Below are 24,104 nucleotides of genomic sequence, written 5' to 3' on the forward strand. Positions count from 1 at the left end.
CCTCAGACCATGTCCACCAAAGTCCAATCTCTCTTTGACAAGGCGATCCTGATGCCTGCCGTGGGGGAATCCTTCAAGAAACTCGACCCGCGCCTGATGGTGAAAAACCCGGTGATGTTCGTCACCGAGATCGCCGCGGTGCTCACCACCGTCTCGATCTTCACCACCAAGACCGACCACGGCTTCATCGTCCAGCTCGCGATCTGGCTGTGGTTCACCGTGCTCTTCGCGAACTTCGCGGAAGCGGTGGCGGAGGGCCGCGGCAAGGCCCAAGCCGACAGCCTGCGCAAGGCGCGCAAGGATACGATGGCGCGCCGCCTCACCCGCGATGGCCGCGAGGAGGTCATCGCTGCTCCCTTGCTTGAAAAGGGCGACCGCGTCGTGTGCGAGACCGGTGATGTGATCCCTGCCGATGGAGAGGTGATCGAGGGCATCGCCAGCGTCGATGAGGCAGCCATCACCGGCGAGTCCGCTCCGGTCATCCGCGAGAGCGGTGGCGACCGCAGCGCCGTCACCGGCGGCACCCGCGTCATCAGCGACCGCATCGTCATCCAGATCACCTCGGAGAAAGGCAATACCTTCCTCGACCGCATGATCTCGATGGTGGAAGGAGCCAAGCGCCAGAAGACGCCGAACGAGATCGCGCTGACGATCCTGCTCTCGGCGATGACGCTGATCTTCCTGCTCGTCTGTATCACGCTGAAGCCCTTCGGCATCTATGCAGGCATGGAATTCACCACGCCCGTGCTGGTCGCGCTGCTGGTCTGCCTCATCCCCACCACCATCGGTGGTCTGCTGAGCGCCATCGGCATCAGCGGCATCGACCGCATGATCCGCCGCAACGTGATCGCTACCAGCGGCCGTGCCGTGGAAGCCGCCGGCGACATCGACGTGCTGCTGCTCGACAAGACCGGCACCATCACCATCGGCAACCGCATGGCCTCCGCTTTCCTGCCCGCACCGGGCGTGACGGAGCAGGAGCTCGCCGATGCAGCCCAGCTTTCCTCGCTGGCTGACGAGACCCCGGAAGGCCGCAGCATCGTGGTGCTCGCGAAGGAGCAGTTCAACCTCCGCGGCCGCGAACTCCAGCAGCCTCACGCACAGTTCGTGCCCTTCACCGCGCAGACGCGCATGAGCGGCGTGGACTTCGACGGACGCTGCATCCGCAAGGGTGCCGCCGAGTCGGTGAAGCGCTGGGTGGAAGAGCAAGGAGGTCACTTCCCCGTGGACGTGTCGAATGCCGTGGAAGCTGCTGCCCGCGCCGGACGCACGCCACTGGTGGTTGCCGACGGCCGCAAGGTGCTCGGCGTGGTCGAGCTGAAGGACGTCGTGAAGGGTGGCATCAAGGAGCGCTTCGCCCAGCTCCGCAAGATGGGCATCCGCACCGTGATGATCACCGGTGACAATCCGATGACCGCCGCTGCCATCGCCGCGGAGGCGGGCGTGGATGACTTCATGGCGCAGGCGACACCCGAGGACAAGCTCAAGCGCATCCGCGCCGAGCAGGATGCAGGTCACCTGGTCGCGATGACCGGTGACGGCACAAACGACGCCCCCGCACTTGCCCAGGCCGACGTCGGCGTGGCTATGAACACCGGCACCCAGGCCGCCCGCGAGGCCGGCAACATGGTGGACCTCGACAGCAACCCGACGAAGCTCATCGAGATCGTCGAGATCGGAAAGCAGCTCCTGATGACCCGCGGATCGCTGACCACCTTCTCCATCGCCAACGACGTCGCGAAATACTTCGCGATCATCCCCGCGATGCTGATGGTCACTTTCCCGGCGATCGCCCCGCTCAACGTGATGAAGCTCGCATCACCACAGAGCGCCATCCTCAGCGCCGTGATCTTCAATGCGCTCATCATCATCGCGCTGATCCCGCTCGCCCTGAAGGGCGTGGCCTACAAGCCACTGGGAGCGATGGCCGTGCTGCGCCGCAACCTGCTCGTCTACGGCCTCGGCGGCCTGGTGCTGCCATTCGCAGGCATCAAGGCGGTCGATATCATCGTCTCCAGCCTCCACCTCGTCTGACCGTGGCCGCGGCATCCTGCCGCGAGCCTCATCCCAATCAACTGACATGAACTCATTCCTTTCCCAACTTCGCAGCGCTGCAGTCTCCACCGCCGTCCTAGCTGCCGTCACCTGCGGTGCCTATCCGCTGATCGTCACCGGCATTTCCCGCACCGTCTTCACGGACAAGGCGGACGGCAGCCTGATCAAGGACTCGTCCGGCAAGGTCGTCGGCTCGTCGCTGATCGGCCAGACCTTCACCGGCGAGAAATATTTCCACCCCCGCCCGTCGGCTGCCGGTGCAAACGGCTACGATGGTGCCAGCTCCAGCGGCACCAACCTCGGGCCGACCTCGCAGAAGCTCGCCGACCAGGTGAAGGAGCGCGTGGCCGCCTACCGTATCACCAACGGCCTCGCCGCGGATCAGGAGGTGCCAGCCGATGCCGTCACCGCATCCGGCAGCGGACTCGACCCCCACATCAGCCCGGCGAATGCCGCGCTGCAGGCAAGCCGCGTGGCCAAGGCCCGCAACCTGCCCGAGGAAGAGGTCCGCTCCGTGATCGATGACAATACGGACAAGCCCGACCTCGGCATCTTCGGCGAGCCTCGTGTGAATGTTCTGAAGTTGAACCTCGCGCTGGATTCGCTCGGTGGCACGCCGGCGGCTGGCGGGGCGAACTAAGGATTTCCGGCCATCATCCACGACTCGACCATCGGATGAAACACCCGCTCCTCATCACCTTCTCCGGGATCGCACTCGCGACCGTCGGATGGCTTTGGCCATGGGACGATGGGGAGCGGCTTCCCGATGGGACGCGAGCCGCGATGATCCTGCTGCAGAGCCAGCAATCCGGACCGGCCTACTTTCATCCGGAGAATGAGGTCCAGCCGGACGAGCAAGGCATCTCGTGGATCTCGCCACAGCAAGCCCTCGGCCAATTGGACCGGGTGATGCGCGAGCGGAAGCTGACCGCGGGCGACCGGCAGGCGCTGACCGAACTGATCAGCGAGGCATCGGAACCGCATCCGTCGAGAGCCATCGGCGGACAGAGGATCAATGTCGCGCGCCTGAATGTCGCGATGGATGCCCGGCAGGAAAAGCAGTAGCGCTTGCATGCGCCGGGAACATCCACACCATGCCTGCGGATCCACCTTCCATCCATGACCCACGACCGTCCTGATCCGGATCTCTTGCTCGCGCAGGTCCAGCGCGAGGAAGGAAGGCGTCGCCCCGGCCGTCTTTTCATCTTCCTCGGCATGTGTCCGGGAGTTGGGAAGACGTATGCCATGCTCCAAACCGCGCGGCAGCGGCGGAACGATGGGCTGCGCGTGCTCGTCGGCGTGGTGGAGACGCATGGAAGGGTGGAGACCGCCGCGTTGCTGGACGGGCTGGAGATCCTACCGCGCCGGAAGATCGAGCACGGCGGGCACTTGCTGGAGGAATTCGACCTCGATGCTGCCCTCACGCGGCGGCCGGACTTCCTGCTGGTGGACGAGCTTGCCCACACGAATGCCACGGGCAGCCGGCACGCGAAGCGATATCAGGACGTGCTGGAGCTGCTCGACGCGGGCATCGACGTGTGCACCACACTCAATGTCCAACACATCGAGAGCCAGGTCGATGTGGTCCGCCAGGTGACCGGCGTGGCCGTACAGGAAACGGTGCCGGATTCCCTGCTCGATCGGGCACACGAGATCCAGCTCGTGGACCTCAGCGTGGAGAAGCTCCTCCAGCGGATGTCCGAGGGCCGCGTGTATCTCGGCGAGCGGGCTGATGCAGCGGCGGAAGGATTTTTCCGCGAAGGGAATCTCACCGCGTTGCGGGAGCTCGCACTGCGATTCACGGCAGAGAAGGTGGATCGTGATCTGGAAGACTTCCGCCGCGCTCGACGTGATGCGACGCCATGGAAGACGAATGCGCGCCTGCTCGTGGGCGTCGCCCCCACCCCCTACTCGGAGAGCCTGGTTCGCTGGACCCGGCGGGCAGCAGCGAGGATCGGCTGCCCGTGGATCGGCGTGTGGGTGGAGGGATCGCGCATGCTCCGACCTGATGAAGAAGAGCTGCTTTCGCGCGGGCTCGCGCTGGTGCGCAGGCTCGGAGGCGAGGTCGTCCATGTGACCGGGGACGATGTCGCGAAGGCCCTGCTCGATGTCGCACAGGAGCGCAATGTCAGCCAGATCGTCGTCGGCAAGTCGGACCACCGGCGCTTCCGCCGCACCACGTTAACGGACCGCATCATCGCGGGAAGCGGTGACATCGACGTGTGCGTTGTACGGCCGCTCGCGGGAAAACGGGCGAAGCCGCCGCAGGAGGCCGTCCCTGCCTCCCGCTGGCGCGAGTATGGCAGCGCGCTCCTGCTCACCACCGCGGTCACGCTGCTCTCCATGCTGCTGCTTCCCTACAGCGGCTACATGGTCCCCTCCTTCATCTATCTGCTGGCGATCGTGCTCGGCTCAATGAAGTGGGAGCGCGGGCCGATGCTGCTGATGGCTGGCGCTTCGGCATTCGCGTGGGATTGCCTCTTCATCCCCCCGCGATTCACCTTCCACGTCAATGAACCGGAGGACATGGCAATGCTCGCGATGTTCTTCGTCGTGGCCCTTGCGATGGGCCAGCTCACCACGCGGCTGAAGATGCGCGAGCGCGCCGAACGCGAACGCCAGCTCCACACGGACGCGCTACTACGCGTGACCCAGCAGGCAGCCCTGCACCCCCAACCGGACAAGGGCTTGGAAGCGGCGCTGCGCATCATCGAGTCCATCCTCGGCGGCCAGATCGCGCTGTTGCTCCGCCAGGACGATCACTCGCTCGGACGGAATGCGCACCAGGCCAGCGCCTTCGCACCAGACGATGCGGAGTTCGCGGTTGCCGCGTGGTCATTCGCCAATCACCAGTTGGCCGGGCGCTTCACCGACACGCTGCCCGCTGCGGCAGCGACGTGGTTCCCGCTGCAAACGGCGACTTCGACGATGGGGGTGCTCGGCCTCAATCGGGAAGCGAAGCAATTCACCTTCACCGAGCGGCAGGCTACCGAGGCATTCGCACTGCAGCTCGCGCTGATCTTGGAGAAGGAGCATTTCATCGTGGCGGTGCAGCATGCGGAAAAATTGGAGGAGGGAGAAAAACTCCGCCGCGCCTTGCTCGACAGCGTTTCCCACGAACTGAAGACCCCCATCGCCGTGATCCGCGCCGCGGTGGATGCCAGTGACTCCGGGAACGACCCCTACCTCGCCGAGATCGATACCGCCTCCCGGAGGCTCCAGCGGATCGTGGAAGGCCTGCTTCAGATGACGCGCCTGGAATCCTCGGTGATCGAGCCGCGGATCGAGTGGTGCGACGCGACCGACATCGTCTCCGCCGCACTGGAGTCCACCGGCGATATCTTCCGCGAGCGCGCTTTCACCTCCCGCATCGTGCCCGACCTGCCGCTGGTGAAGACCGACCACTCGCTGATGGAACAAGTGCTGGCGAATGTCCTTCACAATGCCGCCGTCCACACTTCGCCGGATACCCCGGTGGAGCTTATGATCCGCCGACATCCCGGGGGCATAGAGTTCGTCGTGCGTGACCACGGCAAGGGCATCCCGCAGGGCGAGGAGAAGAAGATCTTCGGGAAATTCCACCGCGCTCCCGGAGCACCGGCGGGAGGCACGGGGCTGGGGCTCTCGATCGCAAAAGGCTTCCTCCGCGCACTCGGCGGTGAAATCTTCGCCCGCAATCATCACGGCGGCGGCGCGGAGTTCACCATCCGCCTGAATGCCGAGACGATGGAACCCGCCACCGTGGCCGAAGCATGACCGCACTAGTCATCGACGATGAAGTCCAGATCCGCCGCTTGCTGAAGCTGGCACTGGAGTCGCGCGGCTACGTGATTCATGAAGCAGAGAACGGCCAACTCGGCCTGCAGGCCTGCGCCGTCCACCGGCCGGATGTCGTCCTGCTCGACCTCGGCCTGCCCGATCTCGATGGCCTAGAGGTGCTCAAGCGGCTGCGCGAATGGAGCGATGTACCGGTGCTGATCCTTTCCGTCAGGGACGATGAGCCGCAGAAGATCGGAGCGCTTGAGGCAGGTGCCGACGACTACGTCACCAAGCCCTTCGCCACCGGCGAACTGCTGGCACGGCTCGCCGCGATCCAGCGAAGGCGACATGGCAATGACACGCCGGAGATCGTCTTCGGCCCCTTGCTCGTGCGACTGGACCGGCATGAGGCGATCCTGAAGGGCTATGAGCTGAAGCTGACGCCCACCGAATTCGCCTTTCTCCGCGCACTGGTGAAGCACCCGGGCAAGATCGTCACCCAGCGACAACTCCTCCGCGAAGTGTGGGGACCACAGGCGGAGGAGCAGACGCACTACCTGCGCGTCTATGCGAACCTCCTGCGAAAGAAGCTCGGCGACCTGCTGCTGATCCGCAACGAGCCGGGCATCGGCTACCGGATCGTGGAACCGCTCTGATCCTCGACGCACAGTCGCAGCCCGTAGCGATCCGTGCGGAAGAGCCGGAAGCCGGGATCCTGCACGTCCGCATGGACCACGTGACGGCGACCCCGATCGGCGATGCGCAGGACCGCGCCGCAGGAATCCACAAAGGACGGCTCGAACCGTGCGGAGCCCTGATTCCCCCGCGCGCTGACGGAGACCTCCAGCTCGCGGCACTCGTGGAGGATCTGGCAGGCCTGCTCCATGCAGACCGCGCTTTCATCCGCCACGGGGCGCTCCCATTCATCCAGCCACGCCCCGGCTCCGAGGCGTCGGCTTTCCATGCAATCCAGCGAGACGCCCTCGAAGTGATCGACGAGGTTCGCGACCACCGGTGAGTTCCACTCGTGGTTGTCGAGCCGGATGGAGGCGTGAAGCGTCCGCCCGGTTTCCGCGATGCCGATGACCGGCTTCCGGTCATCGGGGTTTGCCAGGAGATAGAGGGAGAAGGATCGCCCGGTATCCGTCTCCATGCCGCTGAGGTGATCGCGCAGCACCTGCCAGCCGCTCTCGCGCGTGGCCACGCTGAGGCCGAAGCGCGTGCACTTCGCCAGGCTGAGGCCCTGCTGCCGCAGCACCAGTGTGGACTCGCCGAGACAGCAGAGGTGATTCAGCAATTCCGGCAACGGCCCGCGCAGCAGGAACGCGCACGAGCACGGGGCCGAGGGGCTTTTCCTCCAGGAGCAGAACATGCCCGGAGGATAGGCCACACCCGCACCCCGCTGCTCGCGGTCGCTTGCGGAAATTACGCCCGTCGTTGCGAATCAGGGCGCTGCGGGAAAGGCGAAGGGCAGCGCGTAGCTTACAGCCATAGGGATGACCGACTTGTGGCTCTCACCCTCGAACATCCGGAAGCTCACCGGAAACTCCGGCGTGGACGCCTGATCGAGACGCCAGAAGAGCTCGCGGGTATTGTCCACCATCTTGCGGCGCGTGACCTTCAGCCGGTGCTCCTCGCGCTCGTCCTCCGCCCAGGAGGACTCGATGCGCGTGAGCGACTGCTCCTGCTCGCCCACGGTGAGGACGAGTGTCGCCTTCACCGGCTCCTTCGCGATGCGTTCGCGGAAGGCCGCTTCCTCCTTCAGGATGTAGCGGTCATTCCACCAGATCGACGGGCTGGACGCGATGTAGGTCTGGAAGAGTTCCGGCTTCGTGAAAAGCACGTGCAGCGCGAAGAGACCGCCGTAGCCATTTCCCATCAGGGTCTGGCGGGAGGTGTCGACCTTTTGCTGCTTCTCCACGAGCGGACGGACTTCCTTCAGGATGAAGTCGAGCAGCTTGTCCGCCCCGCCACCCGGACGCGGAGGATACGGCTTGCCATTGCGATACGTCTCGGGCGGTCCGGCGGGAGCGTCGAGGGTGTAGTCGAAGTCGCGACGCGATTCACCGGGATAGCCGATGCCGACGACGATGCCGGGGACGATGCCATTGTGCTTCGAGAGCTTGCCGGTGCCGGCCTGCATCTTCAGCACGCTGGTCACCACCGGGAAAAGCTCATCGCCATCCAGCACATAGGTCACGGAGTGACCGCCGGCCGGGGCCTCGCCCTCCGGCACGGAGATCATCACGCGGTACTCCTTGCCCTCCGCCGACTTCACGACCGTCTCGGTGCAACCGGGCAGCGTGTAGGGCTTGAACTCGGCGGCACTGGCAGCCGTGACGAGCAGGACGGAGGTGAGGATCGCGGGAAATGTGGGCAGCTTCATCATTACCAGGAGTAGCTCAGGTTCATGTTGATCACGCGGCCGGGGCCGTAGTTCGCGGAGATCGCGGTCTCGGCCTTCGCGACGTAGATCTCGTCGGCGATGTTCGTCGCGCTCAGCGAGACAGCGGCACCTTCGAGGGACTCGGAGAGCTTGCCAAGGTCGTAGCGGATCGCCGCGTCAAAGAGCGTGTAGTCCGGCACGCGGAAGGCATTCGCATTGTCGCCGAAGCGGGCACCCACGTAGCGCACGCCTGCACCGACGCCGAGGCCCTCAAGCGGACCACCCTGGAAGGTGTAGTCGATCCACAGCGAGCCGGTGTCTTCCGCCACATTCGCGAAGTCATTGCCTACATTGCCGTCGTTGTTCCGCTTGATCTCGGAGTCCATGAAGGTCCAGCCGCCGGTGATGGACAGGCCCTCGGTAAGGGCGACCTTTGCCTCGAGCTCCACGCCCCGCAGCTCGATCTCGCCGGTCTGCGCCTGGAAGAGCGGATCGACGGAATCCAGCGTGAGGACATTGGTCTGGTTAAGCTGGAAGGCGGAAGCGGTGAAGACCGCGTTGAAGCCCTTCGGTTCATACTTCACGCCAATCTCGACCTGCTCGCCTTCGGTCGGGTCGAAGGGCGAACCATTGCGATCGGTTCCCGCCAGCGGCTCGAAGGATGTCGAGTAGCTGGCATACGGCGCGATGCCGGAGTCGAAGAGGTAAAGCAGGCCCGCGCGACCGGTCCACTCGTCGGCATCGGTGTTCGACATGACCTTCGTCATGCGGTTCAGCAGCTCGATGTCCGAGTTGTCATAGCGGCCACCGAGGGTGAGGTGCCAGCCGCCCCACTTCAGTTGCTCCTGGAAATAGACGCCCTTCTGGCTCTCCACGGCGTCCTGGCTCACCTGGTTGGCGAAGACCGTGCCTGCGGGGATGCCAGTGTAGACAGGCAGGAAGATATTGATCGCCGGGACCGTGGCACCGGTGCGCAGGTGCGTCCAGGCACCGCGGATGTAGTCGAAGCCGACGATGGTGGTGTGCTCGACCGGACCGGTCTCGAAGTCCGCCTGCAAGCGGCTATCGATGGAGAAATTGTGAGCGTCACCGATGCCGCGGACGGCTCGGCGGGTCCAGTTGCCCGCCGCATTTGGCAGGAGCAGCGCGCCGCGGGTGCCGCCGACCACGCCTTCATAGAGGGTGCTGTTGTCGGCAAAGCGGGCATTCTGGTGGAAGCTCAGCGTGTCATTGAAGCGGTGCTTCAGCTCGTAGCCGATGGACCACTGGTCGCGGTCGAAAGTATTGTGGGTCGGCTCCCCGAGGAAGTTCTCGCGGCGGATGTAGCCGAGAGGCGCGGGGGTGAGCGAGCCAGCGACCGGGAGGAATTGGTAGGTCGCGCCGCCGCGGTCTTCCTGATAGGCGGTGAGCAGGGTGAAGGAGGTGTCCTCGCTGATGTTCCAGGTGAAGGACGGCGCGATGAACTTCCGCTCGAGGTCCGTATGGTCGATCTGCGAGCCACCGTCGCGATACAGACCGGCGATGCGGTAGAGGAAGCGGCCTTCGCCATCGATGGGACCGCTCACGTCAGCGGCGGCCTGCCAGGTGTCGAAGCTGCCGTATTGGAAAGAAGCCATCCCGCGATGGTCAGCGGTCGGGCGCTTGCTGACTTGATTGACGAGGCCACCCGGGGCGACCTGGCCGTAGAGGACGGCGGAGGGTCCCTTGACCACTTCCACGCGCTCGAAGCCGAAGAGATCGAACTGGCTGCGCGTCCACTGGCCGCCGGACGGAACCCGCAGGCCGTCCCGGTACATGTTCGTCGAAGTACTACCCGCATCGTAGCCGCGGATCACGATGTCGTCGAAGCGGCTGTCCTCGCCACCCACGCCGGTCAGCACGCCGGGAGTGTAGGTCAGCGCCTGCGCCACGCTCTGCGCGCCGCGGCGATCCATTTCCTCGCGGGTCACGACGGACACGGACTGGGGGGTCTCGATGAGCGGGGTGTCCGTCTTCGTCGGCGCACCGGAAAGCTTCGCCACAGGGCCCTTGTCCTTGTCGGCCGCGACCACCATCTCGTCGAAGGACTTCGGCGGCACGGCGGGGACCGGGGTCGCCTGCTGGCCGAGGAGCATCGCCGGGGCGAAGATGGAGACGACGGTGATGGAGGCCAAGCCGCAGACGGCTCGTCGAGGGGATGGGATCATTGGTAACGCTTTTGGAATGGTGATGGCCGCGCTTTTCCCCCGGAAGGAGACGGGTCGCGCGGACCGATCTCGGAACGATTTCCACGCAGTAATCTTAGGAGAAAAAATCTCAGAAATTCGCAGGCAAACTGATTCAAACGACGATTAGCGCCATATTGCGGTCCTACGATCCGCCACCATCCACTGCATCGTTCTGATCCATAACGAAAAAGCCCCGTCCATGGCTGGACGGGGCTGCTCATAACCAGAAACTTGCGGGGCTCAGTCGGCCTTGGAGAAATCTCCACACCAGTCTTCAGCGCCGGTGACGGGGAAAAGGGACTCGAACTTCACTTCGTCATCCACCTCGAAGGCGACGGTCTGAGGAGCGTGGCGACGGCACTCGCCGTTTTCTTCATCGAGCTTGTTCCAGTAGGCGCAGGCGGTGCAGGCGCGGGTAGCGGTCTTCGTATTCATGATCGTTAATGGTTGTTGGAAAGATTGGCCTAACATGCCCCTCCGACTCCCGCCGCGCAACCAAAGAATGACTTGAGAAACAGTCTCAAGTCTCAGTTCTTCAATGAATTGCGACGCATTCTCATTTGCCTTACGAAGCCAAATCGCAATTAACCGCTAATGTAATTCCTCGTCTGATCACCCCTGAAAACCCGCTCCCAACGCCAGCAAGAGGCCAAAAAAGTGCGGGCGCACCGGATGAAACCGGCACGCCCGCGATGCGTATGGGAAATCTGATAGCGGAGTGTTTCACATCTCCCTCCGGTTGTCTGGCGAGCGCTTGCCAAACATTGGCGCGCGCTTGCCCGCCATCGTTCAGAAGGCGTAAGTCGCAGAGAGGTAGAAATTCCGGCCCGGCGCGGTGGTGCGGTCGTCCACCGATCCTGCCTGGCCACCGAAGGTATCGAGCCCCATGTGACCGCCGCTGCGGCGGACGGTTCCCCAGTCCCAGTATTTCTCGTCGAAGATGTTGTTCAGGCCCGCATTGATGGTGAGCCCCTCGGTGGGACGCCACCAGGTGACCAGGTCGAGGGTGAACCACGATGGCGGGTGGAACATGCGGCCGTTCATCGTCGTATCGTCCGTGCGGGTCACGGCGGCGGTGTAGGTGCCCATCACGCGGGCCCCATACTTCGCCTCGGTTTCCTGCCAACCGACCCAGCCGACGGTCTTCCATGGCTCCACGGTATTGAGCGCGGTGTCCTTCGTCTCGTTCTCGCCGTAGGCGCGACCGGTATTCAGGCCGAGGGTCCAGCCCTGCATCTGCTGGAAGCTCTCTCCGACATTCCACTCCCCGCTCGCCTCGAAGCCGTAGATGATCGCCTCACCCTGGTTCTTCGTGGTGGAGAGTGCCGTGCCATCGGGCAGCAGGCCGACGGGGACGTTGTTCTCGATGTAGTCCTCGTACTTCGTGAAGAAGCCCTCGATCGCGAAGCGGCCGATCTCCTTCTCGCCCTTGTAGCCCACCTTGAAGGCATGGCTGACCTCTTCCTTCAGGTCGGGATTCGGGATCGTGACCTGCTGGAAGCCGCCGGACGGGTGATCGAAGATCATCGTCAGTTCCTCCGCGGTGGGATTCCGGATGCCCATGCCGTAGCCTGCGTAGACGCGGGTATTCTCCGTGGTCTGGAAGACGACATCCAGGCGCGGGGAAATACTAAAGTTATCGTAGCCGGTGGACGGTTGGATGTCCGAGCCCATCAGGTTCGACAGGCGCTCCAGGTACTGCTGGTTCGCATCCACCTTGATCTCGTGGAAATCGAAGCGCACGCCCGGGGTGATCGTCCAGCGCTCGGCGGGCTTGATCTCATCCTGCAGGAAGAACCCGAGCCGCCACGTCTCCGAGGGGGCGAAGGAAATGCGGTCCGAGACGGTCGTCTGCGTGTCCGCGTAGAATTGCCCCGTGTCCTCGTCAAAGCCGACGAGCCCGTCCGTTTCGATGCGGTCGAAGCGGTTCGACGAGTCCTCGCGCGAGATATCGATGCCGCCGAGCAGGAAGTGCTTCTGCCCGAAGAGATCGAACTCTCGCTCCGCGATCGACGTGATGCCGGTGATGGCCGTGCTGAAGTCGATGCGCTGGCGGCGGTTGCGGCCCTCCGTTTCATTGATTCCCCACCCCGGCGGGAATCCGGTGCGTGGCGGATTCAGGCTCCGGTTCCGGCTCGCGCTCGTGGAGTCCTGCCTGTAGAGATGGGTGGACAGCTTGTCGATGGGTGCGGCAGCGGGCGTCCAGTCCCAGTTCAGGCTGAGACGCTGGCGCTCGATGTCCTGCCAGTTGTCGATGCTCTTCTTGAAGATGTTGAACATCGCGATCTTCGGGTGCAGCGCGCTGCGCATCTCGGCGTGGACATTCCGCTCGTAGTTCTCCCACGTGAGGAGGAAGCGGTGGTCGCCGATGGTGTAGCCGGCCTTCGCCAGCCACGCGCTGCTTTCCATCTGGAGCGGGTCCGGCGGGATGATGCCGTTGTTCCCGGTCTCCTCGCCATCGCGGGCGGCGTAGAGCAGCATGAAGTCGAAGTTCCCCTTCCGCCACGCGCCGCCGAGCTGACCGGCCATGCCCTCGTTCCGCGAGAAGTACTGCGTGCGCAGTAGCCCGCCCCAGTCATCGTCGCCCAGCAGGTCCTCCGCGGAGAGTGTCTTCATGGAAACCATGCCGCCCAGCGCGTCGCTGCCGTAGAGGGCGCTCGCGCCGCCTTTCAGGATCTCCACGAGCTGGAACATCGCCGGATCGAAGTAGTCCCGTCCCATGCCGCCCGCGCCGGTCTCGGCCCCCGCGTCGAAGGACGTCGAGACATACTCGGGCGGCTGGCGGATGCCGTCCACTTCCACGCCGACGCGATTGCCCTCAGTGCCGCGGATATTGAAGCTCGCGGACCCGGTGGCCGCGTAGGCCACGGCACCGTCGCCGGTGGTCATGTCAAAGGGCACTACCACGGTGGGATCGTATTTCACGATGCCGCCGAGGTCCTGCGCACCGGTCTGGACCAACGTGTCCTTGTCCACGCGGGTCACGGTGCCCGCGGTGTCCAGCCAGCGCTGTTTCGTGCGCGTGGCGACCACGACCATCTCGCCGAGGTCTTCCACGACACTGCCGGTGGACGCGGCTGGCGGATCATCGGGGAAGGGCGTGATCTCTTCCTCTTCGGAATGGGCGACAGGCGTGCAGAGGGCAGCCAGCGCCAGGATGCGGAGCATGGGGTGAGGGCTCATGAAAAAACAAAGTCGGTCAGTAGGCGATCTGGAGACGCATCATCCGGCGCTGTTGCCCGGTGGTATCGTCAGCGACGGTGACGGGGACGCGACCCGCAGCCGCAGTCCCCAAGGTGACGCCGGATGCGCCGCCACCCGACCAGTTCCAGGCACCCGATCCGGTCTTCGTGGCGAGCGTGCGCCAGCCCGAAAGGGAATCCGATACCTGAACCCGGTAGATGGCATCTGCCGGTGGCGACGCAGGGAGGGAAAACGAAAGAGCGAGGCGGCCCGCCGTCATCACCGCACGCGGCGCGGCCGAACGCCCCTCGGTGGAAGACACCGGGCTCGTGCCGAGGGCATACTCGACGAGATTCGACAGGCCGTCGTTGTCGAAGTCGAAATCGTCAGCGGACTGGCCCGAATTGGCAGAGCTGCCGAAATGCGTCTCCCGCCAGAGTTCGACCGGCGTCTTCTCCACCGCGAGATTCACGAATTGCGAGGAGACATCGATCTGCGCGCCGACCACCGACGTGTGATTGGCGAATGGCATGTGGATCTGGACGGTCTGCACGTTCTCCGGCAGGCCGGAGAGATCCCACTGCCAGGTGATGCCGCGATACGAGAAGGACTCGATATCCTCCATCTCCGGCACGCCGGTCTCATTCTCCACCACGCGGGTGCCGTCCACGATCATCGGCAAGGTGGCGGCGATCTGCTGGTTGCCGCCATTGTAGCTGAGCTTAGGCCCTCCACTGGCGGGGAAGGTCGTTGCCGGGTCCCACGTCACGTCGAGCTGGAAGACCACCTGATGGATGTCGAAGCCCTGCGTGCTGCTGGTGTTCGACGAAGGCTGGTTCACCTTCAGCGAATAGCCACCGGTCCAGCTATACAGTCCCATCCCCGCACCGTAGCCGGGCAGGGCCACGGTCATCGTGCCCCTCATCCCGGGAAAGGTATCCGGGTAGCGGCTCGGATTCTGCGAGGCGAGGAAGGTCCAGCGCGTGTTCTTCACGTCGCCTTCCAGCGGGTAGGTCTTCAGCAGCGACTGCGCTGCGGCGGGCAAGATCACGGCAATGGCCGTGGCGAGAAGCGTGAGTGGGAATCGGAAGTTCATGGCAAAAATGGGAGGCCGGCATCACGCCGGCCTCCCCAGGGGATGGACGCGGGTTATTCCTCGCTGCCGGAGACGCGGAAGAATTTCGCGGCTCCTTCGATCGGCACGGTGGCCTGCTTGCGGATGTATCCATCTGGAACACCCTCCTGATCGTCAGGGGTGACCGGGACGATCTCGCTGGCAGGCCATGGGGTCTCGGCGAGGGAGGTGCTTTCCTGGAGCTGATAGACGCCACCGGCCACCAGTTCGTTCCAGCGCAGGATCAGGTCGCCACCCTCGCGGCTCGACTGGACCAGCGAGCCATTGCCGACCGCGGCGGACGTGCCGAAGAGGTATTCGTGGAGGTTGCTGATGCCATCGCCATCCGCATCCGCATCACGGTCGCGCAGGGCGGGATTGGTGATGCCAGCGGCCCAGGCCTCGAATGCTCCGGCGACGCGAATCAATCCCGTGCCGGTGATCAGCGGGCTGGTGTGCTGGGCACCGGATCCCTCCGCGCCCCACACGCCGGACGCCGCTTCCTCGCCGCCGAGGATGAGCGTGTCCACCAGGTCGATCGCGCTTGCGGGATACGCCAACTCGACCGTCGCACCTGCCGCAATGCTGAGCGTGCTGGCATCCGCGAGAGCGGCGGCGGTGAGCTTCAGCGTGCCACCCGTCACCGTGGTATTGCCGGTGTAGGTGTTCGCATTGCCGAGCACCCAGGTGCCGCTGCCGGACTTCGTCACGGAAACAACGCCCGTGCCCGCATTCCCGATGGCTGCGGCAAGGGTATTCTCACCCGCATTCGAGCCGCCGAGCGTCAGCGTGCGTGCGCTGGTTCCCGCGTAGGTCAGAGCGGCGGTGCTGTTGAAATTCACAGCGCCCGTGCCGGAAGAAGCGAGCCCTGCACCATTGATGCCAACCGTGAAGCGGCGGTCCGTGGCATCCCCCGCCCCGTCATAGCGGAGCGTGCCGCCATTGATCACGAGATTCGCCGGTGCCGCGGGTGCGGTGCCAAGCGTGCTCGGGTAGCCGGCAACCTTGTTGCGGCTGCTTCCTGTGGAGTAGGTGAAGGTCGCAGGAAGCGAGAGCGTGACGGTCGTTCCATTGATCGCGGAGATCGTGGTGCCAGCCGCGATCGCGGGACCGTTCACCGACATGCCGACCACCAGTCCGGTGGCGCTGGTGACGGTGGCCGTGGTCGAGTTGATCGTGGTATTCATCACCACCGCGATGCCGCCGTTCGCGATGCTATTCACCGCCAGCGTGCCGCCGGTGATCTCCGTGATGCCCACCCAACTGTTGCCGGTGTTCGACAGCACCCACGTGCCGGGACCTTCCTTGAAGATCCGGGAATTCGCCGCGATGCCGCCGCCGATGCGGGGCGCGAAGGTATTGTCCGCACCCGTGAATGATCCCATGAGGGTCAGCCAAGCACCGTTGCCGATTTCCTGCGTGGTGCCGCTCACGTCGGCATTCCGCAGCGAGCCGGTATTCGTGAAGTGCATCGCACCCGTGCCTGAGGAATCGATGCGCGGAGACTTGTCGAAGTCATTGACGTGGCTGCTGCCGGTGGTGATGGCAAACAAGCGGTCGGTGCTGACTTCCGGCCCGGTGTAGAGGAGACGGCCGCGCCACAGGACGAGGTTCGACGCGTCGCTCGACGAGGCACCGATGCTGCTGGGCTGGCCGCCATTGGCGAGCTTCGACACTTCGAGCGTGCCGGCATTCACCACGGTCTGGCCGGTGTAGCTGTGATTCTCGTTGCCGATGATCCAGTAGCCGCCCGTGCCTCCTGCACCGGAGCCGGCCTTGCGCAGCGAGACCGGATGCTGGCCGTTGTCGGTGATCAGGGGATCGAAGCGGCTCGGGGTATTGTTGATGCCGCGCAACTCCAGGATGGACGGTGCCGACGAGTCGAAGGCGATGGCTCCGGTATTCGTGAAATGAAGCGTGCCGGTGCCATCGACCGCGACAGAGCCGACGGTGCCCTTGATGGTGAACAAGCGATCGGTGACGAGATTCTCGCTGCCGGTGTAGTTCAGTATACCACCGCCGTAGCCATCCGACAGACCGCCGGTGAGGACGATGCTGGACGCGGCATTCGAAGTATTTCCGAAGGGACCGGAAGTGCCTGCAGTGCCGAAGGACTCAATGCCGAGCTTGCCCCGATCCACCACGAGAGGACCGGTGAAGTCATTGTCGCCGGTGAGGATCAGCGTGCCGGTGCCCGACTTGATCAGGCCGCCACTGCCGCTGATCTTGCCGGAGAGTTCCGCGACGCTGTTGAAGTCATTCACCTGAACCTCGCGGTCCGTCGATCCGAGGTTGAGGGCATTGGCCAGCACCACGCGGCTCGTGGCAAGATCACCGGTGATCACGAGCGGGGAGCCTTCCGCGATGAAGCCGGGCTGGCCCCAGGAAATGGAGTCGCCATTCCCGCCGAAGTTCACGCTGCGAGCACCGGCCACGGCACGCAAGGTGCCGGAGGTGAACTCGATCTGGCCGGGACCCGTGCCGAGGCTGCGGTTCAGGGACGGGATCGACTCGTTCACCGTGATGCCGTTGTCATTCTCACCGCCGGGAGTCATGTAGCTGAAGGCACCGAGAGCCAGCACGCCGCCCTGGAGCTTGATGGCGCTGTTTGCGGAGAGTGCTTCCTCGCGGTTCAGTTGCAGGGTGCCGCCGGGCTTCACGACCGTATCACCCACGTAGGTGCTGGTGCCCTGGAGGATGACATTTCCTTCGACCGAGAGTCCGAAGTTGTTCTCGTTCGTTCCCGTGCCGCCGAGCGTGCCGGAGTAGGTACCGCCCTTCAGCGTGAGCGTGGAAATCTCAGGCGTGCCGCTGACGACATGAACCGGAGGATTCGTCTGCGGATTCGGATTGAGATCCTTCACATACTGCGGCTTCGCGGCATTGAGCTCGGCGAAGGTCTGAGTGACGGCACCGGTCGTGGCGTCGCCAAGTTGGACCCACGCGGATTGACCCGCGATCGAGGTGCCGCTGAGCTTCACCTTGAACTCGTTTTCAAAGCGGTCGCTGCCCTTCAGGATAAGGCGCGCGTTCTTTAGATCGAGCACCGACCCGGCCGAGGTCAGGGACGTGCCGCTCGCCGTGGTCGTGCCGCCCGCGAGGATGATCGTGCCGCTAAAGTTGTTGCTGCCCGAAACCGTGAGCGGACCCGCGCCGCGCTTGTAGAAGCCCGAGCCGGAGACATCGCCGGTAATGGCCAGCGAGGTGTCTTCACCGATGTCCACCGTCGTGATGGCGGGGAAGACGAGGTCCGACGAGATCGTGTGGTCGCCGGTGTTCTCCGTGACGACATTGAGCGAAACCGTGAGTTTCGAATCATTCGCACTGGAGACCGTGAAGTCCGCACCCGGGCTCAGGGCCAACTGCCCCACCGTCACCGGTGCGTCGATGTTCACACCGCTGCCGGTGCCGAAGACCGCCTTGCCCACCGTGGTCGGCGGGGTGCTGCCCTGCCAGTTGCCTGCGGTGGTCCAGTTCGTGTCGGTCGCGCCGGTCCAGGTCGACGTGAGGTCGAAGACGAAGCTGCTCTGCACGGTGTCCGTCTGGTCAAGCCGCAGCGACCAGAGCTGCGCGTGCTGCACGCCGGTCCAGTCCGCCTGGAACCAACTGATATCGCCTTCGACGTTCGCGAGATTCCACTGCAGGCCGAGCGTGTTGATGTAGATGTCTTCGTCGAGGCCGGACCCTGGAGGCATCTCCAGGCTGCCATTGTAGGCCTTCTTGATGATGCCGTTGTGCGTGGCATCGAGCGTCGCCAGCAGCGTGCCCGCCGCGTTGTAGACTTTCAGTTTCGGAAGATCTTCCGGCCCGATCCCCGGCGCGCCGGTGTCGAAGAACGAGTAGCCGTAGGCTTCACCGATCGAGATCTGCGCGGTCACCGTCTTCACGCCCGGCATCGCGTAGCCCTTCATGCCCAGCGTTCCGCCATCGACATTCGGGTCCGGGCTCGCACCGCCGAAGTAGATCGATGATCCGGCCGGATAGGGTCCGCCTCCCGTGCCGTTGCTGATCTTGATCAGCTCGCCCTGCGTGGTCCCCGTCCAGAACTGCGCCTTGAAGGGATTCCACATCGTCATGCCGGGGAACATGATGAATGTCCCGTAGCCGGGGATGGAGTAGGGCAGATTCCCGTAGTTCACGCCACCCATCATGAAAGGCGCGGTGCGGCTCATGTTCGTCGAAAAGGCGAGGTTCAGCCACAAGTCATGCGTGTGGGTACCTGGAAGCGTCAGATCGAGCGGATCGGAGGGGAGCCAGCTCATGCCTTCGGGGGTATCGGCGGCATGGGCGGTGAATGCCACTGCTACTAGAGCCGTGGTAATGAGGGCGGATCGGGTCGTGTTCATTAGAGAGAGGAAAGCCAGGGCCGGGAACGTGAAGTCTGATTTCACATCCTGCTCGCGGCCCCTTGCCATTCACCTGCCTGTGATTGCGATTCACTGGCGACCCCTTGCCTTCAAACGCGGCGTATTGCGCATGAGCGCCATGATGCGCAATCAGCAGCCAATCGAAGCAACTCACCGCCACTCACTCGTGACAACATTGCAAATCATCATGATGATGCTGTTAGATTGCCTGTTATAACGGCCCGTTGACCTGAACGCGCAACTTCGTGGATCTGCCACCAATCAATCGCAAGACACGGCGAGCGAAGCCACGGCACGGAACCCATGATGATCCCGTCATGAAGACAACACCATCAACACTACTCAAGACGATCATCGCAGCCTCCCTCATGCACGCCGCCCAGGCGGAGTATGTGGATGGAGTCGGCAGCGTTTACACCCCGGTGGGCCTTGGCGGGAACACCTTCTCCGAAGGTTGGGAAGCCCTGACTTCCACGGCCTATCCGGGCAATGGCAGCTTCCCCGGCAATGGCGCATGGACCGGAGCCCTGCTCTCGCAGGAAGGACCGCAAGCTGGCACCAACGGTCTGGTCAAGGTCGCCAATGGCTTCGCCGGCGGCCCCTACCCCGCATCGCAGTCCATCTACTTCGGCGGCATCCTCAGCATGCCGAATGTCCACGGCGGCGAGCTCGCCGTGCAAGCCAGTGGCACCGGCGTGCTGGATGACGTGAAGACCATCGTCTTCCACGTCGATATCGGCGAGGCATGGACCTACGACTTCTACAATGGCGAGGCACCCGTGCTGCACGTCGTCTCCAGCACCGGCACTCACGAGGTGGAGGCCGAATTCACCTCGCTCTACGCGCAGGTTTACAACGGCGAGGTGTACATGAACTTCAAGTGGGAGGACCTCTACATCAATTCGTGGGCATTCCAATACGACCTCGATGGCCTGGGTGATGTCTCGAGCTTCTCCCTCGAGTTCCACGGCGTGCAGCACGCCCAGATCCACGGTCTCGGTCTCGAACAGAGCGATCAGGCCGAGATCGAAAGCGTTCTCCCGGCGGAAGCCGAGTAATCGCTGACAAAGACGCTGGTTGTCTGCGCCCGCTGCCTCGCTGCAGCGGGCGCTTTCTTTTACCATCAGGCACCGGCCACGGCGCAGTAGTGACGCCATGCCTGGACATGGCTGTCTCCCGGCATGGATAGCACGAGCGCCTCATTCCCCAGCAGGTCATGCGCCTTCACGACGGTGCGGACTTCACGATCCGTCACGGTGGTTCCCACATGCACCGAATGGATCAGCGCGGGATCGATGCGCAGGATGACGAGGGACGTCATGTCATTCACGGTGATCGCGCCCTTCAGGTCGATCTTCGCCGGCTGGATGAATCTCTCAAAAGAGTAGCTCTTGTCCGCGACGCGGCAGTGCAGCTCGATGCCGCTTTCCACCGCGTCGCCAAGGATCGGTGCCAGCGGGTGCGCATCTGCATGGGCACGGCGCATCTCGATGGATGACTTGCAGCAGTTGCACGGCTCGAAGGGAGGCACCAGGGCATTGCGCCACTGGATCAATTGCTCGTGGTCGCACTCCTCTTCGCAAAAGTCCGCCACCAGCTTTGCCAAGGCGTCCGCGCCATCGGGCGGGATGGCGAAACCGATGGGATGGCGGTCACCCACGAAATCCAGCTCCAGCACACCGGGATACCTCGTGAGCTGGGCGGCCCGCAGTGCATGCACGCCGGCGAGACGCGAGCGATTGAAGGAAAGCCCGCTGGATGGCAGCCACGAGAGATCGTCGTCCTCGAGGATCGCCCCGCCCGGGTCGGTCATCGACGCGAGCTCCACGGCCAGATTCTTCGCACGGAGGCAGAGCCCCCCGAGGGATGCGAGACGATCGAGGAAATCCGGGTGCAGGTGCTTGAGACGGACGGGAACGGGAAGGAAATGCCGTGGATCCATGACACCTCCAGCATTCACGATGTATCTCCGGATTGCTGGCGATCACTTGCGGGAAATGCGCGCTGAAATGCAATCGCACGATCAATCCGCGCCCCGCGTCGCAAACCATGCCCGGATCAAACCGGTCTGCAGGAAGGCCGTGGGAGTGCCGAATCCGGCGGAAGCGATGATCGCCTCGATCTTCTCCGGCGGAGTGATCGCGACATCCGTGCCATAGGCAGTGCGCAGCCCCTCGATCGCCTCGGGCGTGAAGTCGGCATACTCGAACAAACGCAGCCACACCTCGAACAATTCCGCCGAAAGCGGCGAGGCCAGATCGGTCGAGAGATCCGCATTCAAAAGATAGCCACCGGGCATCACGCGCCCTGCGATCTCGCGGAAGAAGCCACGCCGCATTTCCTCATCGAGCACGAATTGTGAAACGAGGATCGAAGTCGCCGCATGATAAGGCTCACCTTCCGGGAGCGAGTCCAGATAGCCGGTGTGAAATTCACAACGCTCCGCCATGCCAGCCATCTCGGCTTTCAGCCGGCAGCGGTCCAGCATCGCCCCCGATGGCTCCACCGCGGTAAAGCGCCATCCCGGAAAGCGGCTGCCGAGCGCGAGCAATTCGGCCCCGGTGCCCGCGCCCACACAGAGGATACGCGCATCCTCCGGCAGCCTTGCCAGCACGGTGCCCGCCAGGAGATGCAGCGCATCGCGCAGGGGAGCGAACTTCGCGAAGCGTTCGTCATAGGCGGCTGCTTGCTCGGGACCGAATGAAGTGAGTGACGGCGTGGACATGGCGGGATCTGGATGGGCAGCCTGCGATGGCCTGCTGCACAGGAACTTCAGCATCCTGAAACGCAATAGAACTGCAATATTCTTGTTGTAATTTTTATGCAGTCGCTTCTTTCTCGCGAAAATGAACCGCGCTGCCACGCTCCTGCTCTGCCCCACCCTGCTCCTCGCCGAGGACCCGCACGCCGGGCACGATCATGATCATCATGACCACGATCACGGCCATGCCGCGCATCTAGCCGGTAGCGCACATCATCCACATCTGGACCTGAAGAAGGAATCCAACGATTGGTTCCACTTCCATCCTCACCTCAATGCCGCCTTCGCTGTCGGCGGATCCACCTCGGAGAAAAACTTCGGGCTCATCCGCGGCAGCCACGCACCGATCGACGATACCTTCAACCTGCAAGGGATCGAACTCGGTGCCGTGATGGAATTCGGCGAGCGGATCTCGGTGCATGCGAATCACAATGTCTTCTGGGATCGCTTCGATGGCTGGGACAGCGAGTGGGAAGAAGCCTTCGCGGCCGTCGATCTCCCGGGAAATCTGGTCCTGCGCGGCGGGCAGTTCTTCGCTCCCTTCGGCCATGAGAACACGCTGCACCTCCACGACCGGCAATTCGTGGAGCCGCCGATCTCGATGATCCGTCTGCTCGGTGAGGAGGGATTGGTCGTGCAGGGCGCCGAGCTTTCCTGGCCCCTGCCGGGAACAAACGACCGCTGGCTGCTGCGCCTCGGCTACGGCCAGGGCCGCAACCACGGTCACGGCGCGACCCGCGAACTACGACGCGAGGCGTACTTTGAAGGTGTCGAGAACGCGGGCGAACACCACGACGAGGAAGAAGATCACGACCACGATCACGAGGAAGAAGGCCACGAGCATCACGGCCACGGCTTCGCCGGGAACGGCGGAGTCTATGATGCGGAGGACGCCTATCTGGACGATGGCTTCTTCTTCGGCAGGCTGGAGGCCAGGCCCGAATGGAAGGGCGTGAAGAGCGCCGGCATTTCATTCGCCGCGGGCGAGAATGGATTCGGCCGCACGACCTGGACCGCCGGTGCGGATGTCTTCGGCGAGTACGAGGCCGCAGGTCGCCCGGCATGGTGGCGCAGCGAGGTCTTCTACCGCTCGGTCGAGGCCCGCGACAGGGCTGGCATCAAGGGCGACTACGACGAGTTCGGCATCTACGCCGCAAGCGGTGTCGAATTCGCGAAGGACTGGACCACCGGCGCGCGGATCGAGTGGGCATCCGGCAACCGTATGTCAGGCAATGAGCGCCGCTGGCGTGCCGCCGCGAATGTCGGCCGCGCCTTCCATCTCGGCAGTCACGCGGACATCCACACACGGCTGCAATACACCTACGACCGGCTTGGCGGCTATGCGGATGAGCACTCGGTGTGGCTCCAGTTCGTGCTGAATCTCGGCGCCGCGGAGCACGGCCACTCCCACTGATTTGCACGTTCTAAAAACGGTGGCAGCGAAATGGCTTGCCACTACCTTGTGATGCACGCTACCTGTCCGGCAACACTTTGGACATGGCAGCAGCGGCACTCCTAATCGCGGTATTCATCGGCCTGGGCATCCAGCCCGGTCGCAGCGGCGTCGTCGCGCACGGGTCCTCCCCGCAGGGCGTGCGCTACGTGGTGACGCAGCGCTGGAATGGCTGGGATAGCTGGAGCGAGCCCTACACCGTGCGGCTCTACACGCGCGGTCAGGGCCAGCCGTGGCAGGCCTACTACGTCGATCACGAGGCACGCCGCTGGAGGCGCTGCTCGGTGCGCTTCAGTGCGGACGGTACCGTCCTCGACATGACGGGCGGCGACAAGATCGAGCGCAGCTTTGACCTGACGAGGGGCGAGAAAAGCGAGCGCCCTCCTTTCCTCCCCGCAGGCATGATCGACGAGCCATGAGCGACGGAGAGACCAGGGAGCTTTTCGAAAACTGGACCGTCCAGATGCGCAAGGGCGTGCTGGACCTGTGCATCCTGAAGGCACTCGCCGGTGGTGAGTGCTATGGCTACGCGCTGGTGAAGTCGCTGGTGGCCATCCCGGGCATCGGCGTGGCGGAAGGCTCCATCTACCCCCTGCTCTCCCGCCTGAAGAAGCAGGGACTCGTCACCACCAGGCTGGAGGAATCCAGCGAAGGCCCGGCCCGCAAGTACTACCGGCTGACCCCCGAGGGCAAGGCACTCGGCGAGGAGATGCAGGCCTACTTCGGCGAAATGGCCAAGGGCGTGGGCAGTCTCCCCGATTTCACCGTTCCTTCATCCGACCTTCCAAACAAACCGGCAATTCCGCGCCGCAACTGACA

Annotated in this window: 18 protein-coding genes; 9 read left to right on the forward strand and 9 right to left on the reverse strand. The window is 63.9% G+C overall.

Going from position 1 to position 24,104, the window contains the following annotated elements; genetic code table 11:
- Nucleotides 1–9 precede the first annotated feature (9 nt).
- Genes kdpB through OKA04_RS06610 form a run of 5 tightly spaced genes read left to right on the forward strand, consistent with a single transcriptional unit; the run spans nt 10 to nt 6,470 of the window.
- Nucleotides 10–2,034 (forward strand): potassium-transporting ATPase subunit KdpB, encoded by a 2,025-nt coding sequence (kdpB, locus tag OKA04_RS06590; RefSeq protein ID WP_264500351.1) that lies wholly within the window; start codon nt 10–12, stop codon nt 2,032–2,034.
- 46 nt (nt 2,035–2,080) lie between these two features.
- A complete protein-coding gene (kdpC, locus tag OKA04_RS06595) occupies nt 2,081–2,695 on the forward strand; it encodes a K(+)-transporting ATPase subunit C (protein ID WP_264500352.1) in 615 nt (204 codons plus the stop codon).
- Between the two features lie 35 nt (nt 2,696–2,730).
- On the forward strand, nt 2,731–3,120 hold the full coding sequence (locus OKA04_RS06600) for a potassium-transporting ATPase subunit C (RefSeq protein WP_264500353.1): 390 nt from the start codon (nt 2,731–2,733) through the stop codon (nt 3,118–3,120).
- 54 nt (nt 3,121–3,174) lie between these two features.
- Nucleotides 3,175–5,811 (forward strand): DUF4118 domain-containing protein, encoded by a 2,637-nt coding sequence (locus tag OKA04_RS06605; protein ID WP_264500354.1) that lies wholly within the window; start codon nt 3,175–3,177, stop codon nt 5,809–5,811.
- Nucleotides 5,808–6,470, forward strand: a complete 663-nt coding sequence (locus tag OKA04_RS06610) for a response regulator (protein ID WP_264500355.1) — start codon at nt 5,808–5,810, stop codon at nt 6,468–6,470. The genes OKA04_RS06605 and OKA04_RS06610 overlap by 4 nt, the downstream gene beginning before the upstream one ends.
- Here the strand turns inward: OKA04_RS06610 and OKA04_RS06615 are convergent.
- From OKA04_RS06615 to OKA04_RS06645, 7 genes are all read right to left on the reverse strand, one after another.
- Complete coding sequence (locus OKA04_RS06615) at nt 6,446–7,186, reverse strand: hypothetical protein (RefSeq protein WP_264500356.1); 741 nt, start codon at nt 7,184–7,186, stop codon at nt 6,446–6,448. The two genes, OKA04_RS06610 and OKA04_RS06615, sit on opposite strands and share 25 nt — an antisense overlap.
- Nucleotides 7,187–7,258: 72 nt before the next feature.
- Nucleotides 7,259–8,203, reverse strand: coding sequence for an alpha/beta hydrolase (locus OKA04_RS06620; RefSeq protein WP_264500357.1), 945 nt, complete (start codon nt 8,201–8,203; stop codon nt 7,259–7,261).
- On the reverse strand, nt 8,203–10,353 hold the full coding sequence (locus OKA04_RS06625; RefSeq protein ID WP_264500358.1) for a TonB-dependent siderophore receptor: 2,151 nt from the start codon (nt 10,351–10,353) through the stop codon (nt 8,203–8,205). The genes OKA04_RS06620 and OKA04_RS06625 overlap by 1 nt, the downstream gene beginning before the upstream one ends.
- A 294-nt stretch (nt 10,354–10,647) precedes the next feature.
- The gene (locus OKA04_RS06630) at nt 10,648–10,842 is read right to left on the reverse strand and encodes a hypothetical protein (RefSeq protein ID WP_264500359.1); all 195 of its coding nucleotides are present in this window, start codon (nt 10,840–10,842) and stop codon (nt 10,648–10,650) included.
- A gap of 354 nt (nt 10,843–11,196) precedes the next feature.
- A complete protein-coding gene (locus OKA04_RS06635; RefSeq protein ID WP_264500360.1) occupies nt 11,197–13,590 on the reverse strand; it encodes a TonB-dependent hemoglobin/transferrin/lactoferrin family receptor in 2,394 nt (797 codons plus the stop codon).
- Between the two features lie 16 nt (nt 13,591–13,606).
- Nucleotides 13,607–14,686: a hypothetical protein gene (locus OKA04_RS06640; RefSeq protein ID WP_264500361.1), complete on the reverse strand. Its 1,080-nt coding sequence runs from the start codon at nt 14,684–14,686 to the stop codon at nt 13,607–13,609.
- A gap of 53 nt (nt 14,687–14,739) precedes the next feature.
- A complete protein-coding gene (locus OKA04_RS06645) occupies nt 14,740–19,050 on the reverse strand; it encodes a beta strand repeat-containing protein (protein WP_319800601.1) in 4,311 nt (1,436 codons plus the stop codon).
- A 338-nt stretch (nt 19,051–19,388) separates the two neighbouring features.
- Between OKA04_RS06645 and OKA04_RS06650 the strand changes: the two genes are divergently transcribed.
- Complete coding sequence (locus OKA04_RS06650; protein WP_264500362.1) at nt 19,389–20,129, forward strand: hypothetical protein; 741 nt, start codon at nt 19,389–19,391, stop codon at nt 20,127–20,129.
- 65 nt (nt 20,130–20,194) lie between these two features.
- Here OKA04_RS06650 and OKA04_RS06655 read toward each other — a convergent pair whose 3' ends face one another.
- Both OKA04_RS06655 and OKA04_RS06660 read right to left on the reverse strand, forming a co-directional pair.
- Nucleotides 20,195–21,013, reverse strand: a complete 819-nt coding sequence (locus OKA04_RS06655) for a hypothetical protein (RefSeq protein ID WP_264500363.1) — start codon at nt 21,011–21,013, stop codon at nt 20,195–20,197.
- Between the two features lie 81 nt (nt 21,014–21,094).
- Nucleotides 21,095–21,796, reverse strand: coding sequence for a class I SAM-dependent methyltransferase (locus OKA04_RS06660; protein ID WP_264500364.1), 702 nt, complete (start codon nt 21,794–21,796; stop codon nt 21,095–21,097).
- A 121-nt stretch (nt 21,797–21,917) separates the two neighbouring features.
- Here OKA04_RS06660 and OKA04_RS06665 point away from each other — a divergent pair, with 121 nt between their 5' ends.
- The 3 genes from OKA04_RS06665 (at nt 21,918) to OKA04_RS06675 (ending at nt 24,102) form a co-directional block, all read left to right on the forward strand.
- A complete protein-coding gene (locus OKA04_RS06665) occupies nt 21,918–23,246 on the forward strand; it encodes a hypothetical protein (RefSeq protein ID WP_264500365.1) in 1,329 nt (442 codons plus the stop codon).
- A gap of 83 nt (nt 23,247–23,329) precedes the next feature.
- On the forward strand, nt 23,330–23,704 hold the full coding sequence (locus OKA04_RS06670) for a hypothetical protein (RefSeq protein WP_264500366.1): 375 nt from the start codon (nt 23,330–23,332) through the stop codon (nt 23,702–23,704).
- Complete coding sequence (locus OKA04_RS06675) at nt 23,701–24,102, forward strand: PadR family transcriptional regulator (protein WP_264500367.1); 402 nt, start codon at nt 23,701–23,703, stop codon at nt 24,100–24,102. Before OKA04_RS06670 ends, OKA04_RS06675 begins: the two co-directional genes overlap by 4 nt.
- Nucleotides 24,103–24,104 lie beyond the last annotated feature (2 nt).

Source organism: Luteolibacter flavescens, assembly GCF_025950085.1.
GTDB lineage: Bacteria > Verrucomicrobiota > Verrucomicrobiia > Verrucomicrobiales > Akkermansiaceae > Haloferula > Haloferula flavescens.